This is a genomic window from Enterobacter sp. ECC-019 (assembly GCF_043974075.1).
GTDB classification, from domain to species: Bacteria; Pseudomonadota; Gammaproteobacteria; order Enterobacterales; family Enterobacteriaceae; genus Enterobacter; species Enterobacter asburiae_D.
The window spans coordinates 587,443-607,855 of the sequence record NZ_CP143759.1 but is presented as its reverse complement, the minus strand read 5'-3'; the positions used below and the strand labels follow the sequence as shown (position 1 = coordinate 607,855).

General features: G+C 55.3%; 20 protein-coding genes. 10 read left to right on the top strand and 10 right to left on the bottom strand.

Annotated elements, in window-relative coordinates:
* The first annotated feature begins 267 nt into the window (after positions 1 to 267).
* The 9 genes from rpmH to V1566_RS02915 all read left to right on the top strand — a co-directional run bounded on the left by rpmH (position 268) and on the right by V1566_RS02915 (position 7,787).
* Positions 268 to 408, top strand: coding sequence for a 50S ribosomal protein L34 (rpmH, locus tag V1566_RS02955; protein ID WP_000831330.1), 141 nt, complete (start codon positions 268 to 270; stop codon positions 406 to 408).
* 16 nt (positions 409 to 424) lie between these two features.
* A complete protein-coding gene (rnpA, locus tag V1566_RS02950; RefSeq protein WP_032640303.1) occupies positions 425 to 784 on the top strand; it encodes a ribonuclease P protein component in 360 nt (119 codons plus the stop codon).
* On the top strand, positions 748 to 1,005 hold the full coding sequence (gene yidD / locus V1566_RS02945; RefSeq protein ID WP_001307474.1) for a membrane protein insertion efficiency factor YidD: 258 nt from the start codon (positions 748 to 750) through the stop codon (positions 1,003 to 1,005). The genes rnpA and yidD overlap by 37 nt, the downstream gene beginning before the upstream one ends.
* 2 nt (positions 1,006 to 1,007) lie before the next feature.
* Complete coding sequence (gene yidC, locus V1566_RS02940; RefSeq protein WP_029741445.1) at positions 1,008 to 2,651, top strand: membrane protein insertase YidC; 1,644 nt, start codon at positions 1,008 to 1,010, stop codon at positions 2,649 to 2,651.
* A gap of 72 nt (positions 2,652 to 2,723) precedes the next feature.
* Positions 2,724 to 4,088 carry a tRNA uridine-5-carboxymethylaminomethyl(34) synthesis GTPase MnmE gene (gene mnmE, locus V1566_RS02935; RefSeq protein ID WP_395305006.1) on the top strand — a complete coding sequence of 455 codons (1,365 nt, stop codon included), beginning with the start codon at positions 2,724 to 2,726 and terminating at the stop codon, positions 4,086 to 4,088.
* 111 nt (positions 4,089 to 4,199) lie between these two features.
* Positions 4,200 to 5,375, top strand: a complete 1,176-nt coding sequence (locus tag V1566_RS02930) for an MFS transporter (RefSeq protein ID WP_395305005.1) — start codon at positions 4,200 to 4,202, stop codon at positions 5,373 to 5,375.
* Entirely contained in the window at positions 5,344 to 6,315 is a 972-nt protein-coding gene (gene yidZ, locus V1566_RS02925) for an HTH-type transcriptional regulator YidZ (protein WP_395305004.1), read from the top strand. Before V1566_RS02930 ends, yidZ begins: the two co-directional genes overlap by 32 nt.
* Before the next feature lie 122 nt (positions 6,316 to 6,437).
* Positions 6,438 to 7,184, top strand: coding sequence for a 4'-phosphopantetheinyl transferase superfamily protein (locus V1566_RS02920; protein WP_370732774.1), 747 nt, complete (start codon positions 6,438 to 6,440; stop codon positions 7,182 to 7,184).
* A 36-nt stretch (positions 7,185 to 7,220) separates the two neighbouring features.
* The gene (locus tag V1566_RS02915; protein WP_232943924.1) at positions 7,221 to 7,787 is read left to right on the top strand and encodes an NADPH-dependent FMN reductase; all 567 of its coding nucleotides are present in this window, start codon (positions 7,221 to 7,223) and stop codon (positions 7,785 to 7,787) included.
* 91 nt (positions 7,788 to 7,878) lie between these two features.
* On the opposite strand, the gene adeP is transcribed toward V1566_RS02915, so the two are convergent.
* A complete protein-coding gene (gene adeP, locus V1566_RS02910; protein ID WP_395305949.1) occupies positions 7,879 to 9,216 on the bottom strand; it encodes an adenine permease AdeP in 1,338 nt (445 codons plus the stop codon).
* 165 nt (positions 9,217 to 9,381) lie between these two features.
* On the opposite strand from adeP, the gene yieH reads away from it, so the two are divergent.
* Complete coding sequence (gene yieH, locus V1566_RS02905) at positions 9,382 to 10,047, top strand: 6-phosphogluconate phosphatase (RefSeq protein ID WP_395305003.1); 666 nt, start codon at positions 9,382 to 9,384, stop codon at positions 10,045 to 10,047.
* A gap of 44 nt (positions 10,048 to 10,091) precedes the next feature.
* Here yieH and phoU read toward each other — a convergent pair whose 3' ends face one another.
* The 9 genes from phoU to atpD form a co-directional block, all read right to left on the bottom strand.
* On the bottom strand, positions 10,092 to 10,817 hold the full coding sequence (gene phoU / locus V1566_RS02900; RefSeq protein ID WP_008500182.1) for a phosphate signaling complex protein PhoU: 726 nt from the start codon (positions 10,815 to 10,817) through the stop codon (positions 10,092 to 10,094).
* A 26-nt stretch (positions 10,818 to 10,843) separates the two neighbouring features.
* Complete coding sequence (pstB, locus tag V1566_RS02895) at positions 10,844 to 11,617, bottom strand: phosphate ABC transporter ATP-binding protein PstB (protein WP_010426574.1); 774 nt, start codon at positions 11,615 to 11,617, stop codon at positions 10,844 to 10,846.
* A 47-nt stretch (positions 11,618 to 11,664) separates the two neighbouring features.
* A complete protein-coding gene (gene pstA / locus V1566_RS02890; RefSeq protein ID WP_023309794.1) occupies positions 11,665 to 12,555 on the bottom strand; it encodes a phosphate ABC transporter permease PstA in 891 nt (296 codons plus the stop codon).
* The gene (gene pstC, locus V1566_RS02885) at positions 12,555 to 13,514 is read right to left on the bottom strand and encodes a phosphate ABC transporter permease PstC (protein ID WP_023333924.1); all 960 of its coding nucleotides are present in this window, start codon (positions 13,512 to 13,514) and stop codon (positions 12,555 to 12,557) included. The genes pstA and pstC overlap by 1 nt, the downstream gene beginning before the upstream one ends.
* 128 nt (positions 13,515 to 13,642) lie before the next feature.
* Positions 13,643 to 14,683, bottom strand: coding sequence for a phosphate ABC transporter substrate-binding protein PstS (gene pstS, locus V1566_RS02880; RefSeq protein ID WP_395305002.1), 1,041 nt, complete (start codon positions 14,681 to 14,683; stop codon positions 13,643 to 13,645).
* A gap of 321 nt (positions 14,684 to 15,004) precedes the next feature.
* Positions 15,005 to 16,834: a glutamine--fructose-6-phosphate transaminase (isomerizing) gene (glmS, locus tag V1566_RS02875; protein ID WP_023333923.1), complete on the bottom strand. Its 1,830-nt coding sequence runs from the start codon at positions 16,832 to 16,834 to the stop codon at positions 15,005 to 15,007.
* Between the two features lie 225 nt (positions 16,835 to 17,059).
* A complete protein-coding gene (gene glmU, locus V1566_RS02870; protein WP_395305001.1) occupies positions 17,060 to 18,430 on the bottom strand; it encodes a bifunctional UDP-N-acetylglucosamine diphosphorylase/glucosamine-1-phosphate N-acetyltransferase GlmU in 1,371 nt (456 codons plus the stop codon).
* A gap of 138 nt (positions 18,431 to 18,568) precedes the next feature.
* The gene (locus tag V1566_RS02865; RefSeq protein WP_006177560.1) at positions 18,569 to 18,988 is read right to left on the bottom strand and encodes a F0F1 ATP synthase subunit epsilon; all 420 of its coding nucleotides are present in this window, start codon (positions 18,986 to 18,988) and stop codon (positions 18,569 to 18,571) included.
* A 20-nt stretch (positions 18,989 to 19,008) separates the two neighbouring features.
* The gene (gene atpD, locus V1566_RS02860) at positions 19,009 to 20,391 is read right to left on the bottom strand and encodes a F0F1 ATP synthase subunit beta (RefSeq protein ID WP_006177559.1); all 1,383 of its coding nucleotides are present in this window, start codon (positions 20,389 to 20,391) and stop codon (positions 19,009 to 19,011) included.
* Between the last annotated feature and the right edge of the window lie 22 nt (positions 20,392 to 20,413).

Below are 20,413 nucleotides of genomic sequence, written 5' to 3'. Positions count from 1 at the left end.
CCGGGACGATCCTTGCGCTTTATCGTTGAGCCCGTATAATCCTCGACCCGGCGCGTGATGCTCATCTTCCTGCGTCGTCCGTTGCTCATTTTCCACGCGAAAACGTGCGGAAATACGCGGGAAATAAGGAAAGAGAATTGACTCCGGAGTGTACAATTATTACAATCCGGCCTCTTTAATCACCCACGCTGAGGCGTTAGTCGTTCGAAACTCGTTCGGGTATACGCAAAAGTCAGTGAATTTATTCAAGTTTAGGTAGAAATCGCCATGAAACGCACTTTTCAACCGTCTGTACTGAAGCGCAACCGTTCTCACGGCTTCCGTGCTCGTATGGCTACTAAAAATGGTCGTCAGGTTCTGGCACGTCGTCGTGCTAAAGGCCGCGCTCGTCTGACCGTTTCCAAGTAATAAAGCTAACCCCTGAGTGGTTAAGCTAGCATTTCCCAGGGAGTTACGTTTGTTAACTCCCGCTCATTTCACTTTCGTCTTCCAGCAGCCACTACGGGCTGGCACGCCGCAAATCACCATCCTCGGCCGCCAAAATTCGCTGGGGCATCCCCGCATCGGTCTCACAGTCGCCAAGAAAAATGTTAAGCGTGCGCATGAACGCAATCGGATTAAACGTCTGACGCGTGAAAGCTTCCGTTTACGTCAGCACGAACTGCCTTCAATGGATTTCGTGGTGGTGGCGAAGAAAGGGGTTGCCGACCTCGATAACCGTGCTCTCTCGGAAGCGTTGGAAAAATTATGGCGCCGCCACTGTCGCCTGGCTCACGGGTCCTGATAGCCCTCATTCGGGTCTATCAACGCCTGATTAGTCCGCTACTCGGGCCGCACTGCCGTTTCACACCTACATGCTCAAGCTACGGAATTGAGGCATTGCGCAGGTTTGGAGTGATAAAAGGCAGTTGGTTGACGGTGAAACGCGTATTAAAATGCCACCCTTTACACCCCGGTGGAGACGACCCCGTCCCTCCAGGACCCTTTGATACCAGAGAACACTAACGATGGATTCGCAACGCAATCTTCTTATCATCGCTTTGTTGTTCGTGTCTTTCATGATCTGGCAGGCATGGGAGCAGGATAAAAATCCTCAACCCCAGCAGCAGACCACGCAGACTACGACCACCGCAGCGGGTAGCGCCGCCGACCAGGGCGTACCGGCCAGTGGCCAGGGGAAACAGATTACGGTTAAGACCGATGTGCTTGAGCTGACAATCAACACCCGTGGTGGTGATGTTGAGCAGGCGCTGCTGTTGACCTACCCGAAAGAGCTGAAGTCTAACGAACCGTTCCAGTTACTGGAAACCACGCCTGAGTTTATCTACCAGGCGCAGAGCGGCCTGACCGGTCGTGATGGCCCGGATAACCCGGCTAACGGTGCGCGTCCACTGTATACCGTCGAGAGCGACACCTTTGTGCTGGCTGATGGCCAGAACGAACTCGCAATCCCAATGACGTACACCGACGCCGCAGGCAACACCTTTACCAAAACCTTCACCCTGAAACGCGGTGAATATGCGGTGAATGTGGGCTACAGCGTACAGAACGCCAGTGCGAAACCACTGGAACTGTCGACCTTTGGCCAGCTGAAGCAGTCCATCAATCTGCCGTCTCACCGTGACACCGGAAGCAGCAACTTTGCGCTGCATACCTTCCGTGGCGCGGCGTACTCCACGCCAGACGCGAAGTATGAGAAATACAAATTCGACACCATTGCCGATAACGAAAACCTGAACGTCAGTGCTAAAGGCGGTTGGGTGGCGATGCTGCAGCAGTATTTCGCTACTGCGTGGGTGCCAAATAACGACGGTACCAACAACTTCTATACTGCGAACCTGGGTAACGGTCTTGCAGCCATCGGCTACAAATCTCAGCCGGTTCTGGTTCAGCCGGGTCAAACCGGTAAGATGGCAAGCACCCTGTGGGTCGGCCCGGAAATTCAGGACAAAATGGCCGCTGTTGCGCCGCACCTGGATCTGACCGTCGATTACGGTTGGTTGTGGTTCATCTCTCAGCCGCTGTTCAAGCTGCTGAAGTTCATCCACAGCTTCCTGGGTAACTGGGGCTTCTCCATCATCGTTATCACCTTCATCGTTCGTGGCATCATGTACCCGCTGACTAAAGCGCAGTACACCTCCATGGCGAAGATGCGTATGCTGCAGCCGAAGATTGCGGCGATGCGTGAGCGTCTGGGCGATGACAAACAGCGTCAGAGCCAGGAAATGATGGCCCTGTATAAAGCAGAGAAAGTAAACCCGCTGGGTGGTTGCTTCCCGCTGCTGATTCAGATGCCAATCTTCCTTGCGCTGTACTACATGCTGATGGGTTCCGTTGAGCTGCGCCACGCGCCGTTCGCCCTGTGGATCCATGACCTGTCCGCACAGGACCCGTACTACATCCTGCCGATCCTGATGGGCGTGACGATGTTCTTCATCCAGAAGATGTCGCCGACCACCGTGACCGACCCGATGCAGCAGAAGATCATGACCTTTATGCCGGTCATCTTCACCGTGTTCTTCCTGTGGTTCCCGTCAGGTCTGGTGCTGTACTATATCGTCAGCAACCTGGTGACCATCATCCAGCAGCAGCTGATTTACCGTGGTCTGGAAAAACGTGGCCTGCATAGCCGCGAAAAGAAAAAGTCCTGATTCGGTAAGTTAACGCTAAAATAAGGGCGGTCGATTGACCGCCTTTTTTATTTGTATTGAACGAGACCAACCATGAGCCATAACGACACTATCGTCGCCCAGGCAACCCCACCGGGACGCGGTGGTGTAGGCATTCTGCGCATCTCCGGCCTGAAGGCGCGCGAGGTGGCCGAAGCGGTGCTGGGTAAACTGCCAAAGCCGCGCTACGCTGATTACCTGCCGTTTAAGGACACCGACGGCACGCCGCTGGACCAGGGCATTGCGCTGTGGTTCCCCGGCCCGAACTCCTTTACCGGCGAAGACGTGCTGGAGCTGCAGGGCCACGGCGGCCCGGTTATCCTCGACCTGCTGTTAAAACGTATTCTGACCCTGCCAGGCCTGCGCATTGCGAAGCCGGGCGAGTTCTCCGAGCGTGCTTTCCTCAATGACAAGCTCGACCTGGCGCAGGCAGAAGCGATTGCAGACCTGATCGACGCCAGCTCCGAACAGGCGGCCCGCTCCGCCCTGAACTCGCTGCAGGGGGCATTTTCCGCCCGCGTGAATCATCTTGTGGAAGCACTTACTCACCTGCGGATCTACGTGGAAGCGGCTATCGACTTCCCGGATGAGGAGATTGACTTCCTCTCTGACGGTAAAATCGAAGCGCAGCTCAACCAGGTGATGAACGATCTCGACGCCGTGCGTGCCGAAGCGCGCCAGGGCAGCCTGCTGCGCGAAGGGATGAAGGTGGTGATTGCCGGACGCCCTAACGCCGGGAAATCGAGCCTGCTGAACGCCCTGGCGGGCCGTGAAGCGGCGATCGTCACCGACATTGCCGGCACCACCCGCGACGTGCTGCGCGAGCATATCCACATCGACGGGATGCCGCTGCATATTATCGACACAGCGGGCCTGCGCGATGCCAGCGACGAAGTTGAACGCATCGGTATCGAACGCGCCTGGCAGGAGATCGAGCAGGCCGACCGCGTGCTGTTTATGGTGGACGGCACCACGACCAATGCCGTGGACCCGGCTGAGATCTGGCCAGACTTTATCGCCCGTCTGCCGGCGAAACTGCCGATCACCGTGGTGCGCAACAAAGCGGACATTACCGGCGAAACGCTGGGTATCAGCGATGTGAATGGTCACTCACTGATTCGCCTGTCGGCGCGCACCGGTGAAGGCGTTGACGACCTGCGTAACCATCTCAAGCAGAGCATGGGCTTTGACACCAGCATGGAGGGCGGCTTCCTGGCGCGTCGTCGTCATCTGCAGGCGCTGGAAGAGGCGGCGAACCACCTTGTTCAGGGTAAAGCTCAGCTGATCGGCGCGTGGGCCGGTGAACTGCTGGCGGAAGAGCTGCGCCTGGCGCAGCAGAATCTGAGCGAGATCACCGGGGAGTTTACGTCGGACGATCTGCTAGGAAGGATCTTCTCGAGCTTCTGTATCGGTAAGTAATGCCCGCTCATTAATGGTGATTTCCTCCTGGGAAATCACCATTGTCCAAATGGCAACTCGCCTAATCCCTTTTCACCCCCTATCCTGCATGCCTGCATCTTTGGGGGGTTTATGGCGCGTTTTCTGTTTTGTAGTTTCGCATTAGTTCTGCTTTATCCGTCTGGTATTGATATGTATCTGGTGGGATTACCGCATATCGCCCGCGATCTGGGTGCCAGCGAGGCGCAGCTGCACATCGCGTTTTCGGCCTACCTCGCGGGGATGGCGTCGTCGATGGTGTTTGCCGGGAAGATCGCGGATAAAGCAGGCCGTCAGCCTGTCGCTATAACGGGTGCCATCATTTTTGCCCTGGCCTCTCTTCTCTGCTCACAGGCGCAGAACAGCACCTTGTTCCTGACCGGACGGTTTATCCAGGGCATTGGAGCCGGGGGCTGTTACGTCGTCGCTTTTGCCATTTTGCGCGACACCTTAAGCGCCCAGCGTCGTGCTAAGGTGCTGTCGATGCTGAACGGTATTACCTGCATCATCCCGGTACTGGCCCCGGTCGTGGGATATCTGATCATGCTGAAATTCCCGTGGCAGAGCCTGTTCTGGACCATGGCGGCGATGGGCGCGCTGGTGTTTATCCTGTCCATCGCCGTGCTGAAAGAGACCCACCCGGGCTCGCAGAATACCGGTCATACCCCAACGATTCACCCAGCCGAGAAGCTGCTTAACCGCTTTTTCCTCAGTCGTCTGGCCGTGACCACGTTAAGCGTTGCGGTGATCCTGACCTATGTAAACGTTTCCCCGGTTTTACTGATGGAAACCATGGGCTTCGATCGGGGTGAGTATTCAACGGTGATGGCATTAACCGCCATGGTCAGTATGGCAGTCTCGTTCTCTACCCCGTTTGCGCTAAATGTTTTCAGCCAGCGTGCGTTGATGCTGACCTCACAGGTTTTATTCCTCACCGCAGGCGCGATCCTGGCGACCACCAGCTCACATGCGGTGATGCTGGTAGGTATTACCCTCATTTGTGCCGGGTTCTCGGTTGGCTTTGGCGTGGCGATGAGTCAGGCGCTTGGCCCCTTCTCGCTGCGGGCAGGCGTGGCAAGTTCGGTGCTGGGGATCGCGCAGGTCTGCGGCTCGTCGCTGTGGATTTGGCTGGCGGCGGTCATCGGGCTTAACGCGCTGAATATGCTGATCGGGGTTCTGATTGGCTGTAGCATACTGTGCATTACCTTACTTATGGTCATCCGGCCCACGGCGCATTATGAAGAAGCCCATCAGCAATCTCGATCTTAACCTGTTGCTGTGCCTGCAGCTTTTGCTGCAGGAGCGCAGCGTTACCAAAGCGGCGAAGCGGATGAACGTGACGCCGTCGGCGGTGAGTAAATCGCTGGCCAAGCTGCGCGACTGGTTCGATGACCCGCTGTTTGTCAAAACGCCGCTAGGGCTGCTGCCGACACCGCTGACGGTAAGCCTGGAGCAGGATCTGGCCGAGTGGATGCAAATCGGCAACCAGATACTCGATAAATTCCACCATGATTCGCCAGGCGGGTTGACGTTCGTGCTGGCAGCCGAAACGCCGTTGATGCTGATCCGCTTTAACGCCCTGCTGGAGCAGGTGAACCAGCGCTATCCGCAGGCTACGGTGAAAATGCGCCACTGGGATTACGATTCGCTGGATGCGATTACGCGTGGAGAGGTAGACCTTGGCTTTACCGGCCGAGAAACGCATCCGCGCTCCCGCGAGCTGCTGAAGCTGTTGCCGTGGTTTATCGACTACGAGATCCTGTTCAGCGACCGTCCGTGCGTGTATCTGCGTGAGGATCACCCCGCGCTTCAGGATGAATGGAACCTCGAAACCTTCCTGCGCTATCCGCATATCAGTATCTTCTGGGAACGCAGCGACACCTGGGCGCTGGACGAAGTGCTAAAGGAGATGGGTCGAGAGAGAAATATTGCCATGTGCGTGCCGGGCTTTGAGCAGTCGATGTTTATGGCAGCGCAGCCCGGGCATAACTATATCGCCACGGCTCCGCACTACTGTCATCACTACAATCAACTCCACCAGCGGAAGCTGATCGCGCTGCCTATTCCCATTGACGAAGTGCAGGCTGAAAAGCTTACCGTTCCCTTCACGCTGATCTGGCATAAACGGAACAGCCATAATCCGAAAATCCTCTGGCTGCGGGACACCATCAAGGCGCTGTACGGTGCCAGCGATCCAATTTTTGCCTAAGAAAATGTAAAGTTCGGTCCTAAGGCTTCTCTTACTCCCATTTACTGATTAAAACAGGAGTCAAGTTAAGCGATAATCATGTAACCGTTTAACCGATTACGACCATTATCAAGGAGCGAAAAATGGCTACGCACTTTGCAAGAGGGATACTTACGGAAGGACGTCTCGTATCGGCAAGAATTTCTTCAGCCTGTCACAGTGAAGCACTCACTCTCCCGGAGCACCGCAGAACGCGGTTTTTAGGGTCCAGAGCGCTTCTCGCAGAACTGCTGTTTATGCTGTACGGCACCAGCGAGCTGCCGGACATCATTACCCAACCCGAAGGCCGCCCGGTCTTTGCCGACCCGGATCTGCCTCGTTTTTCGATTGCCTACGCGGGCAATATCATTGGCGTCGCGCTGACCACCGAAGGGGATTGTGGGCTCGACATGGAGCTTCAGCGCGCGACGCGCAGCTTCCATGGCGGTAATGCGCATGAAGACTATCCGCTCTCCAGCAATGAGAAGCTGTGGGTCCGCAACCAGAACGACCCTGTCGAAGCCAGAGCCCAGCTCATTACCTTGCGCCAGAGCATTCGCAAGCTCTGTGGATGCGCCTCAGACGACGCCAGCCTGCTGCAGCTGCTGCCAGGCTCCGGACGTCTTCGTGCCACTCAGGCCACGCTGGTAGAGGCGCTCAGTGACGCAGAGGATGTGCTCATTTGGTCCATTGCGGTTACCCCCGCCATCGAACGCATGAAAATCTGGGAATTTGACAGTCAACAGGGATGGCGTAGCCTTCCTGATGTGCCCGAGCGCGCCAACGAGCCCGCCGCACGCCTGATGCGTTTAACCAGTTTACCGGCAGAAAAAGCATTCACCCTTAGCTGATCCAATCAGGGTCATCATGATGAAACAGGAGTAATCATGTCTGATACGTTGAAAGTAGTTACGTTACTGGGAAGCCTGCGCAAAGGTTCATTTAACGGGATGGTTGCCCGCACGCTGCCACAGCTGGCACCAGCAGGAATGGAAATTAGCGCCCTGCCGTCTATTGGCGATATTCCGCTGTATGATGCGGATGTCCAGCAAGAAGAAGGGTTCCCGCAGAGCGTTGAGGCGCTGGCGGAGCAGATCCGCCAGGCCGACGGGGTGGTCATTGTCACGCCGGAGTATAACTACTCGGTTCCGGGTGGCCTGAAGAATGCTATCGACTGGCTGTCCCGTTTACCTGAGCAGCCGCTGTCAGGCAAACCGGTGCTGATCCAGACCAGCTCAATGGGCGCGATTGGCGGCGCGCGCTGCCAGTATCATCTGCGCCAGATCCTGGTATTCCTGGATGCGATGGTCATGAACAAGCCGGAGTTTATGGGTGGTGTGATTCAGAATAAGGTCGACCCGCAAACGGGTGAAGTGGTGGATCAGAGCACGCTTGACCATCTTTCTGGCCAGCTGACGGCATTTGGGGATTATATTAAGCGGGTTAAAGCCTGATAAAAAAGCCCGGTGGCGCTAGCGCTTACCGGGCCTACACTCGTCAGTAGGTCAGGTAAGCGAAGCGCCACCTGACACCACAAACCGCACCTTAGTGCGCGTCAATAAACACAATCTTCAGCACAAACAGCAGCGCCACAACGATGACACACGGGCTGAGGTCGCGGAAGCGGCCGGTACCGATCTTCATTACGCAGTAAGAGATAAAGCCCAGCGCGATACCTTCGGTAATCGAGAAGCTGAACGGCATCATCACGGCGGTAATAAACGCCGGCACCGCTTCGGTTAAATCATCCCACTTCACGCGTGACAGGCTGGAGGTCATCAGCACACCCACATAGATCAGCGCGCCGGCTGCCGCATACGGAGGAACCATACCCGCCAGCGGAGAGAGGAAGATCACCAGCAGGAACAGAATACCCACGACCACCGCCGTCAGGCCGGTACGGCCGCCCACGGACACGCCGGAAGAAGATTCAATGTACGCGGTAACGGACGAGGTTCCGATAAAAGCTCCGGTCACAGAAGAGACGCTGTCCACAAACAGCGCCTGCTTCATGCGCGGGAATTTCCCTTTTTCATCCGCCAGACCCGCTTTGTCGGTCACGCCAATCAGCGTACCGGAGGAGTCAAACAGGTTGACCAGCATAAAGGAGAAAATCACGCCCGCCAGACCCAGGTTCAGGGAACCCACCAGATCGACGTGACCAATCACGGTAGAGACGCTCGGTGGCGCGGAGACGATACCGTTATAGTGAACGTCGCCCAGCATCCAGCCCAGCAGGGTGGTCACCACGATGGACACCAGCACCGCCGCGTGAATATTGCGGGAAGCCAGGATCGCGATGATAAAGAAGCCCAGCACGCCCAGCAGCACGTTATGAGAGGTCAGGTGACCGATGCTCACTAGCGTATCCGGGTTAGCCACGATAACGCCAGCGTTTTTCAGCCCCATCATACCGATGAACAGACCAATACCGCTGGTGATGCCCACGCGCAGGCTCACAGGAATGTTCGCAATCATCCAGTAACGCACGCGGAAAATGGTCAGCAGCAGCAGGCCAACGGCGCCCCAGAAGATCGCGCCCATGCCAACCTGCCACGGCAGACCCATCGCCTGAACGACCACGAACGCGAAGAACGCATTCAGGCCCATCGCCGGTGCCAGCGCAACCGGCAGGTTAGCGAACACACCCATCAGAATGCTGCCAAAGGCCGCGATCAGGCAGGTGGTTACAAAGACGGCGCTGGTATCCATGCCAGCAACGCCCAGAATTTGAGGGTTCACAAAAACGATATAGACCATCGTCAGGAAGGTGGTGAAACCCGCGATCACTTCGGTGCGTGCCGTTGTGCCGTGCTCGCGCAGTTTGAAAACGCGCTCAAGCAGACCCTGACCAGACGTCTGGGTAGTGTGTTGTTGACTCATCATCAATTTCCGAACAAGGAGGGAAAATTCGTCGCTATCCTATACCAAAATGCGACAATAGTGGCGGTTACGTGATACTTTTTTCATTGATTTTGCTTATACGGCAACGATTGCGTTCCGGTGAACTACGGTACGAAAACGTTAAACTTGTTAAAAGGGAAAGGCATGTCCGGAATTGAAGCGGTATTTTTCGACTGCGACGGTACGCTGGTCGACAGTGAGGTCATTTGTTCCCGCGCGTATGTCACTATGTTCCAGGAATTTGGCATTACGCTGGAACTCGAAGAGGTATTTAAACGCTTTAAGGGCGTGAAGCTCTACGAGATCATCGACATCATTAACGAAGAACACGGCGTGGATCTGGCGAAAGCGGATCTGGAACCGGTGTACCGCGCCGAGGTCGCACGCCTGTTCGACTCCGAGCTGGAGATTATCTCCGGGGCTAACGCGTTGCTGGATGCGATGACGGTGCCAATCTGCGTCGTCTCTAACGGCCCGGTCAGCAAAATGCAGCACTCGCTGGGCAAGCTTGAGATGTTGCACCATTTCCCGGAAAAACTGTTCAGCGGCTACGATATCCAGAGCTGGAAGCCAGACCCGGCGCTGATGTTCCATGCAGCGAAGGCGATGAACGTCAACGTGGAAAACTGCATTCTGGTGGATGACTCGTCTGCGGGTGCGCAGTCGGGGATTGATGCGGGGATGGAGGTGTTTTACTTCTGCGCCGATCCGCACAACAAGCCGATCGATCATCCCAACGTGACGACCTTTACCGATCTGGCACAGTTGCCTGAATTGTGGAAAGCACGCGGGTGGAATATTACGCGTTAAGCTAACGCAGGGCGGGTAAGCGTTAGCGCCACCCGCCACAAACATCACTCTTTCGGATCTTTACCCGCAAGCAGCTTGTCCAGCTCGTCGCCGCCCACGTGACGGAAGTCCTGACCTTTCACGAAGTAAAAAATATATTCGCAAATGTTCTGGCAGCGGTCGCCGATACGCTCGATGGAGCGCGCGCAGAACAGGGCAGTCAGTACGCTTGGGATCGTACGTGAATCTTCCATCATGTAGGTCATCAGCTGACGCACGATGCCTTCATACTCCTGGTCGACCTTCTTGTCTTCACGGTAGATACGCACCGCTTCGTCCAGATCCATACGCGCAAAGGCATCCAGCACGTCGTGCAGCATCTGCACGGTGTGGCGGCCCAGCGACTCCAGGCTCACCAGCAGGGGCTGGTGCTGCTGAGAGAACTTCTCCAGCGCGGTGCGGCAGATTTTATCCGCAACGTCACCAATACGCTCCAGCTCGGCGATGGTTTTGATGATCGCCATCACCAGACGCAGGTCGCTCGCCGTCGGCTGACGTTTCGCGATAATGCGCACGCAGGCCTCGTCGATAGCGACTTCCATCATGTTGACGTTTTTGTCGCCTTCAATGACGCGCTTCGCCAGCTCGCTGTCCTGGTTGTGCATTGCCGTAATCGCATCAGAAAGCTGCTGCTCAACCATGCCACCCATGGTCATTACCTGCGTGCGAATACTTTCCAGCTCTGCGTTGAACTGGCCTGAAATGTGTTTATTAAGATTGAGGTTGTCCATGGTTTCTCCACATGCACTAAGGCAAATCAACCGTAGCGGCCAGTAATATAATCTTCGGTTTGTTTCTTCGCGGGCCGGGTGAACAGCGCATCCGTATCGCTGAACTCAATCAACTCGCCTAGGTACATAAACGCCGTGTGATCGGAGCAACGCGCAGCCTGCTGCATGTTGTGGGTCACGATAACCACGGTGTAATCCTGCTTCAGCTCGGTGATCAGCTCTTCAATACGACCGGTGGAGATCGGATCCAGGGCCGAACACGGCTCATCCAGCAGCAACACTTCCGGGCGAATAGCAATACCGCGCGCAATGCACAGACGCTGCTGCTGACCACCGGAGAGAGAGTAACCGCTCTGGTGCAACTTATCTTTGGTTTCGTTCCATAATGCGGCCTTGGTCAAAGCCCACTGCACGCGCTCGTCCATATCGGCACGGGAGAGCTTTTCAAACAGGCGAACGCCAAAAGCGATGTTGTCATAAATGGACATCGGGAACGGCGTTGGTTTCTGGAACACCATCCCCACTTTGGCGCGCAGCAGGGCGATATCCTGAGCCTGGGTCAGAATGTTTTCACCGTCCAGGATGATTTCACCTTCAGCGCGCTGCTCCGGATAGAGCGAATACATTTTGTTAAAGGTACGCAGCAGCGTGGATTTTCCACAGCCGGACGGACCGATAAATGCCGTGACCTGGTTCTTCGCGATATCCAGGTTGATGTTCTTCAGGGCATGGAATTTGCCGTAGTAGAAGTTCAAATCACGAACCTGAATCTTACCCGGGGCAGTATCAACCATACTCATTGACTCATTTCCTCATTCGGCGCCGCGAGCTGCCGCGCCGTAAAAAATTAACCGTGTTTCTTCTTCGCGAAAATGACGCGCGCCAGAATGTTCAGCAACAGTACGCAAAGGGTAATGATCAGCACCCCGGCCCAGGCCAGCTGCTGCCATTCCGCGAATGGGCTCATCGCAAATTTAAAGATCGTCACCGGCAGGTTGGCGATCGGCTGCATCATGTCCGTGCTCCAGAACTGATTGGAGAGGGACGTAAACAGCAGCGGCGCCGTTTCACCTGCGATACGCGCAACCGCCAGCAGGATACCGGTCATAATCCCGGAGACGGACGCCTTCAGCGTAATCGCAGAGATCATCTTCCATTTCGGCGTACCCAGCGCATAAGCCGCTTCACGCAGGCTGTCCGGCACCAGTTTCAGCATGTTCTCGGTGGTACGAATAACAATCGGCACCTGCAGCAGCGCCAGTGCAATCACACCCGCCCAGCCGGAGAAGTGTTCCATCTGCGCCACCACCACGGTGTAAACAAACAGACCCACGACGATAGAAGGTGCAGACAGCAGAATGTCGTTGATGAAGCGAATCACTTCCGCCAGCCAGGATTTACGACCGTATTCTGCCAGGTAGATGCCCGCCATGATGCCCAGCGGCGTGCCGAAAACCGTTGCCCAAAGGATCAGCAGGCCGCTGCCCGCCAGGGCATTCGCCAGGCCACCACCCGCCGTGTTCGGCGGCGGCGTCATTTCGGTAAACAGCGACAGTGACATCCCGTCAATCCCGCGAACGACCGTAGAGAAGAGGATCCAGACCAGCCAGAACAGCCCGAATGCCATCGTCGCCATAGAGAGCGACAGGGCAATACGGTTTTTCATGCGGCGTCTGGCCTGCATTTTACGGCGGGATTCCGCCAGTTCAGCGGTAGCTTGCATTTCGAGAGTGGCCATTAGCGTGCTCCCTCATTTTTAGCGAGGCGCATAATCATCAGCTTGGAAATCGCCAGAACAATGAAGGTGATAACGAACAGAATCAGACCCAGCTCCATCAGCGCCGCCACGTGCAGCCCCGATTCCGCTTCCGCAAATTCATTCGCCAGCGCCGAGGTAATACTGTTACCCGGCATGTAGAGCGACACGCTGTCGAGCTGGTAGGTGTTACCGATGATAAAGGTGACCGCCATGGTTTCACCCAGCGCACGACCTAAGCCCAGCATCACGCCCCCGATCACCCCATTTTTGGTGAACGGAAGGACAATGCGCCAGATAACTTCCCAGGTGGTGCAGCCGATGCCGTAGGCCGACTCTTTCATCATCACCGGCGTTTGTTCGAAGACATCGCGCATAACCGCCGCAATGTACGGAATAATCATGATGGCGAGGATCACACCTGCCGCCAGAATGCCGATACCGAAAGCCGGGCCGGAGAACAGGGCACCCACAAACGGAATGGCTGAAAGAACGTTACCGACCGGTTCCTGGAAGTATGTGGCGAACAGCGGAGCAAAGATGAACAGGCCCCACATGCCGTAAACGATACTCGGAATGGCCGCCAGCAGTTCGATGGCAATACCCAGCGGGCGTCGCAGCCAGCCCGGCGCCAGCTCCGTCAGGAACAGGGCAATACCAAAGCTCACCGGAACCGCAATCAGCAGGGCGATAAATGAGGTCACCAGCGTGCCGTAAATCGGCACCAGGGCACCGTAGATATCGTTCGGCGCGTCCCACTCTTTGGTCCACAGGAAGGAGAAACCGAATTTCTGGATGCTCGGCCATGAGGAGAAAATCAGAGACACGATAATGCCGCCCAGCAGCAATAGCACAATCAGCGCAGCCAGTTTTACCAGCGCGCTGAAAATCATGTCACCTTTTTTACCCGGAGGGTTAAATGCAGGCTTGGTTGCAGCCATAAATTACTCTTCTGTTTGAGACGTTTTTACGAATATGCCCGGTGGCGCTGACGCTTACCGGGCCTACAGCTTAAACCGTAGGGCGGGTAAGCGCAGCGCCACCCGCCATCTTCGTTAAATATATCCTGTTAGTACAGCGCTTTACCGCTGCTGTCTTTCACGTTGGTTTTCCATGCAGCGCGAATCTGCTCAACCACGTTGTCCGGCAGGGTGGCGTAATCCATGGCGTTAGCCTGTTTGCCGCCGTTTTTGTACGCCCAGTCGAAGAACTTCAGCACTTCGGTGCCCTGCTCAGGTTTCTTCTGCTCTTTGTGAACCAGGATGAAGGTGGTAGAGGTGATTGGCCATGCACCTTCGCCTTTCTGGTTAGTCAGATCCTGCGCGAACGATTTGCTCCAGTCAGCGCCTTTCGCTGCGTTAGCAAAGTTCTCTTCGGTCGGGCTAACCGGTTTGCCATCGGCGGAAACCAGCTTGGTGTAGGACAGGTTGTTCTGCTTAGCGTACGCATACTCTACGTAACCAATTGAGCCCGGCAGACGCTGTACGAACGCAGCGATACCGTCGTTACCTTTACCGCCCAGACCGGTTGGCCAGTTAACAGTAGAGCCGGAGCCGACTTTAGATTTCCACTCTTCGTTCACTTTCGCCAGGTAGCTGGTGAACACGAAAGAGGTACCGGAACCATCCGCGCGGCGAACCACGGCGATGTTCTGAGAAGGCAGCTTCAGGCCTGGGTTGAGTTTAGCGATCGCTTCGTCATCCCATTTTTTGATTTTGCCCAGGTAGATATCACCCAGCGTTTTGCCATCCAGCACCAGCTCACCCGACTTAACGCCCGGCAGGTTGATAGCCAGAACCACACCACCGATTACGGTAGGGAACTGGAACAGGCCTTCCTGAGCCAGTTTGTCATCAGACAGCGGAGCGTCTGATGCGCCGAAATCAACCGTGTTCGCGGTAATTTGTTTAACGCCACCGGAGGAGCCGATACCCTGATAGTTAACCTTGTTACCGGTTTCTTTCTGGTAGGTATCCGCCCATTTGGCATACACCGGCGCAGGGAAGGTTGCACCAGCGCCAGTCAGGCTTGCTTCTGCAAATACAGAGAACGCGCTCAGAGATAAGGTCGCGGCGACAACAGTTGCGACAGTGGTACGCATAACTTTCATAATGTCTCCTGCAAGATTTTCGTAAATCGTTGTTTAGTGGCTACGATGAGCAAAATAGGACAAACAGGTGACAGATAAATGTACGAATTATGACATTTTTATGACAACGTAAATTTCACTTAAAAAGAAGCAAAAGAAAGCTTATTTTTCATCGCGTTAGCTACTTTTATGACAAGACGTTTTCAGAAATATTTTCTTTATGTGACACTGAAAAAAGTAGCTGAAGATGACAGATTGTCATTATTAAAAACGAGAAAGGATTGATTAAAAACAAACCGGGCAGGATAAAAAAGCTCCACCCGAAGGTGGAGCCTGAAGGGATTATTCTACGGTAACCGATTTCGCCAGGTTACGCGGCTGGTCAACGTCGGTGCCTTTGATCAGTGCAACGTGATAGGCCAGCAACTGCAGCGGAACGGTGTAGAAGATTGGTGCAATCACCTCTTCCACATGCGGCATCTCAATGATGTGCATGTTGTCATTGCTGACAAAACCGGCATCTTGATCGGCGAAGACGTACAGGACACCACCGCGGGCGCGCACTTCTTCGATGTTAGATTTCAGTTTTTCCAGCAGTTCGTTGTTCGGTGCTACAACGATGACCGGCATATCGGCGTCAATCAGCGCCAGCGGGCCGTGTTTCAGCTCGCCTGCCGCATAGGCTTCAGCGTGAATGTAGGAGATCTCTTTCAGCTTCAGCGCGCCTTCCAGCGCAATCGGATACTGATCGCCACGACCCAGGAACAGGGCGTGATGTTTGTCAGAGAAATCTTCCGCCAGCGCTTCAATGCGTTTGTCCTGAGACAGCATCTGTTCAATACGGCTCGGCAGTGCCTGCAGACCGTGAACGATGTCATGCTCAACGGAAGCATCTTCGCCTTTCAGACGCGCCAGCTTCGCCACCAGCATCAGCAGAACGGTCAGCTGAGTGGTAAACGCTTTGGTGGAGGCCACGCCGATTTCGGTACCCGCTTTGGTCATCAGCGCCAGATCGGACTCACGCACCAGCGATGAGCCTGGGACGTTACAGATGGCCAGCGAACCCAGGTAACCGAGCTCTTTAGACAGACGCAGCGCGGCCAGCGTATCCGCCGTTTCGCCGGACTGGGAAAGGGTGATCATCAGGCTGTTACGACGCACAGCGGATTTGCGATAGCGGAATTCAGACGCGATTTCCACATCGCACGGCACGCCCGCCAGGGATTCAAACCAGTAGCGAGAGACCATACCGGAGTTGTAGGAGGTACCGCAGGCCACGATCTGAATATGCTCGACCTTGCCGAGCAGTTCGTTCGCGTTTGCGCCCAGCTCGCTCAGATCCACTTCACCGTGGCTGATGCGCCCGGTGAGGGTGTTTTTGATGGCGTTTGGCTGCTCGTAAATCTCTTTCTGCATGTAGTGACGGTAAGCGCCTTTGTCGCCCGCGTCGTACTGCAGGTTAGATTCGATCTCCTGACGTTTCACCTGCTCGCCTTTGGTATCGAACACGGTCACGCTGCGACGGGTCACTTCCGCGATATCACCCTCTTCGAGGAAGATAAAGCGACGGGTAACCGGCAGGAGCGCCAGCTGGTCAGAAGCGATGAAGTTTTCACCCATGCCCAGACCGATAACCATCGGGCTACCGGAACGCGCGGCCAGCAGTGTGGACGGGTCGCGTGAATCCATGATCACCGTACCGTAAGCACCGCGCAGCTGAGGGATAGCACGCAGCACCGCATCACGCAGCGTGCCGCCCTGCTCCAGCTCCCAGTGCACCAGGTGAGCAATCACTTCGGTGTCAGTTTCAGAGACGAAGGTGTAGCCGCGCGCTTTCAGTTCTTCGCGCAGCGGTTCGTGGTTTTCGATAATGCCGTTGTGCACGACCACAATGTGTTCAGACACATGCGGGTGCGCGTTACCTTCAGACGGTTCACCATGCGTCGCCCAGCGGGTGTGCGCAATACCGGTACCACCGTGCAGCGGATGTTCTTCCGCGGCCTGAGCCAGCATCTGCACTTTACCGAGACGGCGCAGACGGGTCATATGACCTTCTGCATCGACGACAGCCAGACCGGCTGAGTCGTAACCACGGTATTCCAGACGACGTAAACCTTCGAGAAGGATTTCAGCAATATCACGCTGCGCAACTGCGCCAACAATTCCACACATAATTTTAGATTCCGAATTTAGGCATTATGCCTGCGTTGTCGCTGACCTGTATTTGCCCTTTCCGGGCGCCCCGAGCCTTGTAGAGAGTGGGGTTATTTTTATGGGTACTGCTTGTGGGGGGAGATATATATTTATCTCCTCTCCCGGGTTTGCCTGATGTCGGCTACGCCTTATCAGGCCTACTCAATCGTAGGGCGGGTAAGCGTAGCGCCACCCGCCTTGTTGTTACTTTTTCTTCACCGGGCGTTTCCAGCCCTGCTTGCTGACCTGCGGAACGCGGCTTAACACCAGCGCGTTCTCGGCCACATCGCGCGTCACGGTTGTTCCGGCTGCAATGGTCACCCCGTTACCCACGGTAACAGGCGCCACCAGCTGCGTATCGGAGCCAACGAACACATCATCGCCGATGATGGTTTTAAACTTATTCGCGCCGTCATAGTTACAGGTAATAGTCCCTGCACCAATATTCACGTTATTGCCAATTTCCGCGTCGCCCAGATAGGTCAGATGACCGGCTTTCGAGCCTTTACCCAGACGCGCTTTTTTCATTTCCACGAAGTTACCCACGTGAGCACCTTCCAGCAGCTCAGCGCCCGGGCGCAGACGCGCAAACGGGCCGATGGTACAGGCGGCATCGAGACGGGCATCTTCCACCACGCTGTACGGGCTGATTTCGCAGTCGTCACCGATGACGCTGTTTTTAATCACGCTGCCGGCGCCAATTTTGACGCGATTGCCCAGCGTGACGTGACCTTCGAGGATAACGTTAGTATCAATTTCAACATCACGCCCGTGAGATAACGAACCACGCAGATCGAAACGCGCCGGATCGCGCAGCATCACGCCCGCCAGCAGCAGTTTTTCGGCCTGCTCGGACTGATAAATACGCTCAAGACGGGAAAGCTGCAGGCGGTTGTTTACGCCGTCCGTTTCGCTGATACGTGCTGGATGAACGGCGGCAATGTCACGCCCTTCGTAGTACGCCATCGCAATGATGTCGGTGATGTAGTATTCACCCTGCGCGTTGTTGTTGTTGAGCTTCGACAGCCAGCGCTTCATATCCGCGCCATTGGCAATCAGGATACCAGTGTTGATCTCCTGTATCTGACGCTGTTCGTCGCTGGCATCTTTATGCTCAACAATACCCGTTACGTTGCCGTTTTCACGGGTGATGCGGCCATAACCGCTTGGATCGTCCAGCACGACGGTCAACAAACCGATGCCGCCCTGCGGTTTGGCTTCACGCAGGCGAGTCAGGGTTTCAACGGAGATCAGCGGGACATCGCCGTAGAGCATCAAAATGTCTTCGTCATCCGCAAAGAAGGGCGCTGCCTGCTGCATCGCATGGCCTGTACCCAACTGTTCGGCCTGAAGCACCCAGTTGAGCTTGTCATCGTTCAGCGTCTTTTTAAGCAGATCGCCGCCGTGGCCGTAGACCAGGTGGACCTGACTGGCACCCAGTTCATTCGCTGCATCAATGACATGCTGCACCATCGGCTTTCCTGCAAGCGTGTGGAGCACCTTAGGCAGATCGGAATACATGCGGGTCCCTTTGCCAGCGGCAAGGATCACCACGCTCATCGCACTGTTTGACATACGCATCCTGACGGTTGTTTGAGTGTGAAGTAAAAACGTTTGATGCTTAAAATTCTACATCTTTTTAATCATGAATTAAGGCCGAAAAAAAAAGCCAGCCTGGTATCCAGACTGGCTTTCGTGCTTTTCAAGCCGGTGTTACATCGCTTTTTTGGTCAACTCGATAACGCGCAGTTTCGCGATCGCTTTGGCCAGCTCCGCAGACGCCTGAGCGTAATCCACGTCACCATGAGAGCTGCTAATGTGCTCTTCAGCCTTACGCTTCGATTCCAGGGCTCGCGCTTCGTCGAGATCCTGGCCACGGATAGCGGTATCGGCCAGAACGGTCACACTGCCAGGCTGCACTTCAAGAATGCCGCCGGACAGATAGATAAACTCTTCGTGACCGAACTGTTTAACGATGCGGATCATACCAGGCTTAATGGCGGTGAGCAGCGGTGCGTGACCCGGGAAAATACCCAGTTCACCTTCACTACCCGTTACCTGGATTTTCTCGACCAGACCAGAGAACATTTGTTGCTCTGCGCTGACGACGTCCAGGTGGTAAGTCATTGCCATATCACCCTCCGATTAAGGCGTTAAAGTTTTTTGGCTTTTTCCACGGCTTCGTCGATGGAACCAACCATGTAGAACGCCTGCTCCGGCAGGTGATCGTATTCGCCTTCCATGATGCCTTTAAAGCCACGGATGGTGTCTTTCAGGGAAACGTATTTACCAGGAGAACCGGTGAATACTTCCGCAACGAAGAATGGCTGGGACAGGAAGCGCTGGATCTTACGCGCACGTGCTACCACCAGTTTGTCTTCTTCAGACAGTTCATCCATACCCAGGATGGCGATGATGTCTTTCAGTTCCTGGTAACGCTGCAGCAGGGACTGTACGCCACGCGCGGTGTCGTAGTGTTCCTGACCCACAACCAGTGGATCCAGCTGACGGCTGGTGGAGTCCAGCGGGTCAACGGCCGGGTAGATACCCAGAGACGCGATCTGACGGCTCAGTACCACGGTTGCATCTAAGTGCGCAAAGGTGGTTGCTGGAGATGGGTCAGTCAAGTCATCCGCAGGTACGTATACCGCCTGAACGGAGGTGATAGAACCGGTTTTGGTAGAGGTGATACGTTCCTGAAGAACACCCATCTCTTCCGCCAGCGTAGGCTGATAACCTACCGCTGAAGGCATACGACCCAGCAGTGCAGATACTTCCGTACCGGCCAGGGTGTAACGATAGATGTTATCAACGAACAGCAGAACGTCACGGCCTTCGTCACGGAACTTCTCAGCCATAGTCAGACCAGTCAGCGCAACGCGCAGACGGTTTCCTGGTGGCTCGTTCATCTGGCCGTAAACCAGGGAAACTTTGTCCAGAACGTTGGAGTCGGTCATTTCGTGGTAGAAGTCGTTACCCTCACGAGTACGTTCACCTACGCCCGCAAACACAGAGTAACCGGAGTGCTCGATCGCGATGTTACGGATCAGCTCCATCATGTTTACAGTTTTACCAACACCCGCACCACCGAACAGACCGACTTTACCGCCCTTCGCGAACGGACACATCAGGTCGATAACTTTGATACCGGTTTCCAGCAGTTCCTGAGAGCTGGACAGCTCTTCGTAGGAAGGTGCCGCGCGGTGGATAGCCCAACGCTCTTCTTCACCGATGTCGCCTTTCATGTCGATTGGTTGACCCAATACGTTCATGATACGACCCAGTGTTGCTTTACCTACCGGGACTTCGATCGGGTGCTCAAGGTCTTTGACTTCCAGACCACGACGCAGACCGTCGGAAGAACCCATCGCGATGGTACGCACGATACCGCCGCCGAGCTGCTGCTGAACTTCCAGCACCAGGCTCTCGTTACCATTCTGTACCTCAAGCGCGTCGTACACGCGTGGTACGGCGTCCTGAGGGAACTCGACGTCCACCACGGCGCCGATTACCTGGACAATCTTTCCAGTAGCCATCTTGAATCCTCTACGTAATTCG

Coding starts and splice junctions, on each gene's coding strand:
- rpmH (WP_000831330.1), top strand. CDS start 268: ATGAAACGCACTTTTCAACCGTCTGTACTGAAGCGCAACCGTTCTCAC.
- yidD (WP_001307474.1), top strand. CDS start 748: ATGGCGCCGCCACTGTCGCCTGGCTCACGGGTCCTGATAGCCCTCATT.
- yidC (WP_029741445.1), top strand. CDS start 1,008: ATGGATTCGCAACGCAATCTTCTTATCATCGCTTTGTTGTTCGTGTCT.
- mnmE (WP_395305006.1), top strand. CDS start 2,724: ATGAGCCATAACGACACTATCGTCGCCCAGGCAACCCCACCGGGACGC.
- V1566_RS02930 (WP_395305005.1), top strand. CDS start 4,200: ATGGCGCGTTTTCTGTTTTGTAGTTTCGCATTAGTTCTGCTTTATCCG.
- yidZ (WP_395305004.1), top strand. CDS start 5,344: ATGAAGAAGCCCATCAGCAATCTCGATCTTAACCTGTTGCTGTGCCTG.
- V1566_RS02920 (WP_370732774.1), top strand. CDS start 6,438: ATGGCTACGCACTTTGCAAGAGGGATACTTACGGAAGGACGTCTCGTA.
- V1566_RS02915 (WP_232943924.1), top strand. CDS start 7,221: ATGTCTGATACGTTGAAAGTAGTTACGTTACTGGGAAGCCTGCGCAAA.
- adeP (WP_395305949.1), bottom strand. CDS start 9,216: ATGAGTCAACAACACACTACCCAGACGTCTGGTCAGGGTCTGCTTGAG.
- yieH (WP_395305003.1), top strand. CDS start 9,382: ATGTCCGGAATTGAAGCGGTATTTTTCGACTGCGACGGTACGCTGGTC.
- phoU (WP_008500182.1), bottom strand. CDS start 10,817: ATGGACAACCTCAATCTTAATAAACACATTTCAGGCCAGTTCAACGCA.
- pstB (WP_010426574.1), bottom strand. CDS start 11,617: ATGAGTATGGTTGATACTGCCCCGGGTAAGATTCAGGTTCGTGATTTG.
- pstA (WP_023309794.1), bottom strand. CDS start 12,555: ATGGCCACTCTCGAAATGCAAGCTACCGCTGAACTGGCGGAATCCCGC.
- pstC (WP_023333924.1), bottom strand. CDS start 13,514: ATGGCTGCAACCAAGCCTGCATTTAACCCTCCGGGTAAAAAAGGTGAC.
- pstS (WP_395305002.1), bottom strand. CDS start 14,683: ATGAAAGTTATGCGTACCACTGTCGCAACTGTTGTCGCCGCGACCTTA.
- glmS (WP_023333923.1), bottom strand. CDS start 16,834: ATGTGTGGAATTGTTGGCGCAGTTGCGCAGCGTGATATTGCTGAAATC.
- glmU (WP_395305001.1), bottom strand. CDS start 18,430: ATGTCAAACAGTGCGATGAGCGTGGTGATCCTTGCCGCTGGCAAAGGG.
- V1566_RS02865 (WP_006177560.1), bottom strand. CDS start 18,988: ATGGCAATGACTTACCACCTGGACGTCGTCAGCGCAGAGCAACAAATG.
- atpD (WP_006177559.1), bottom strand. CDS start 20,391: ATGGCTACTGGAAAGATTGTCCAGGTAATCGGCGCCGTGGTGGACGTC.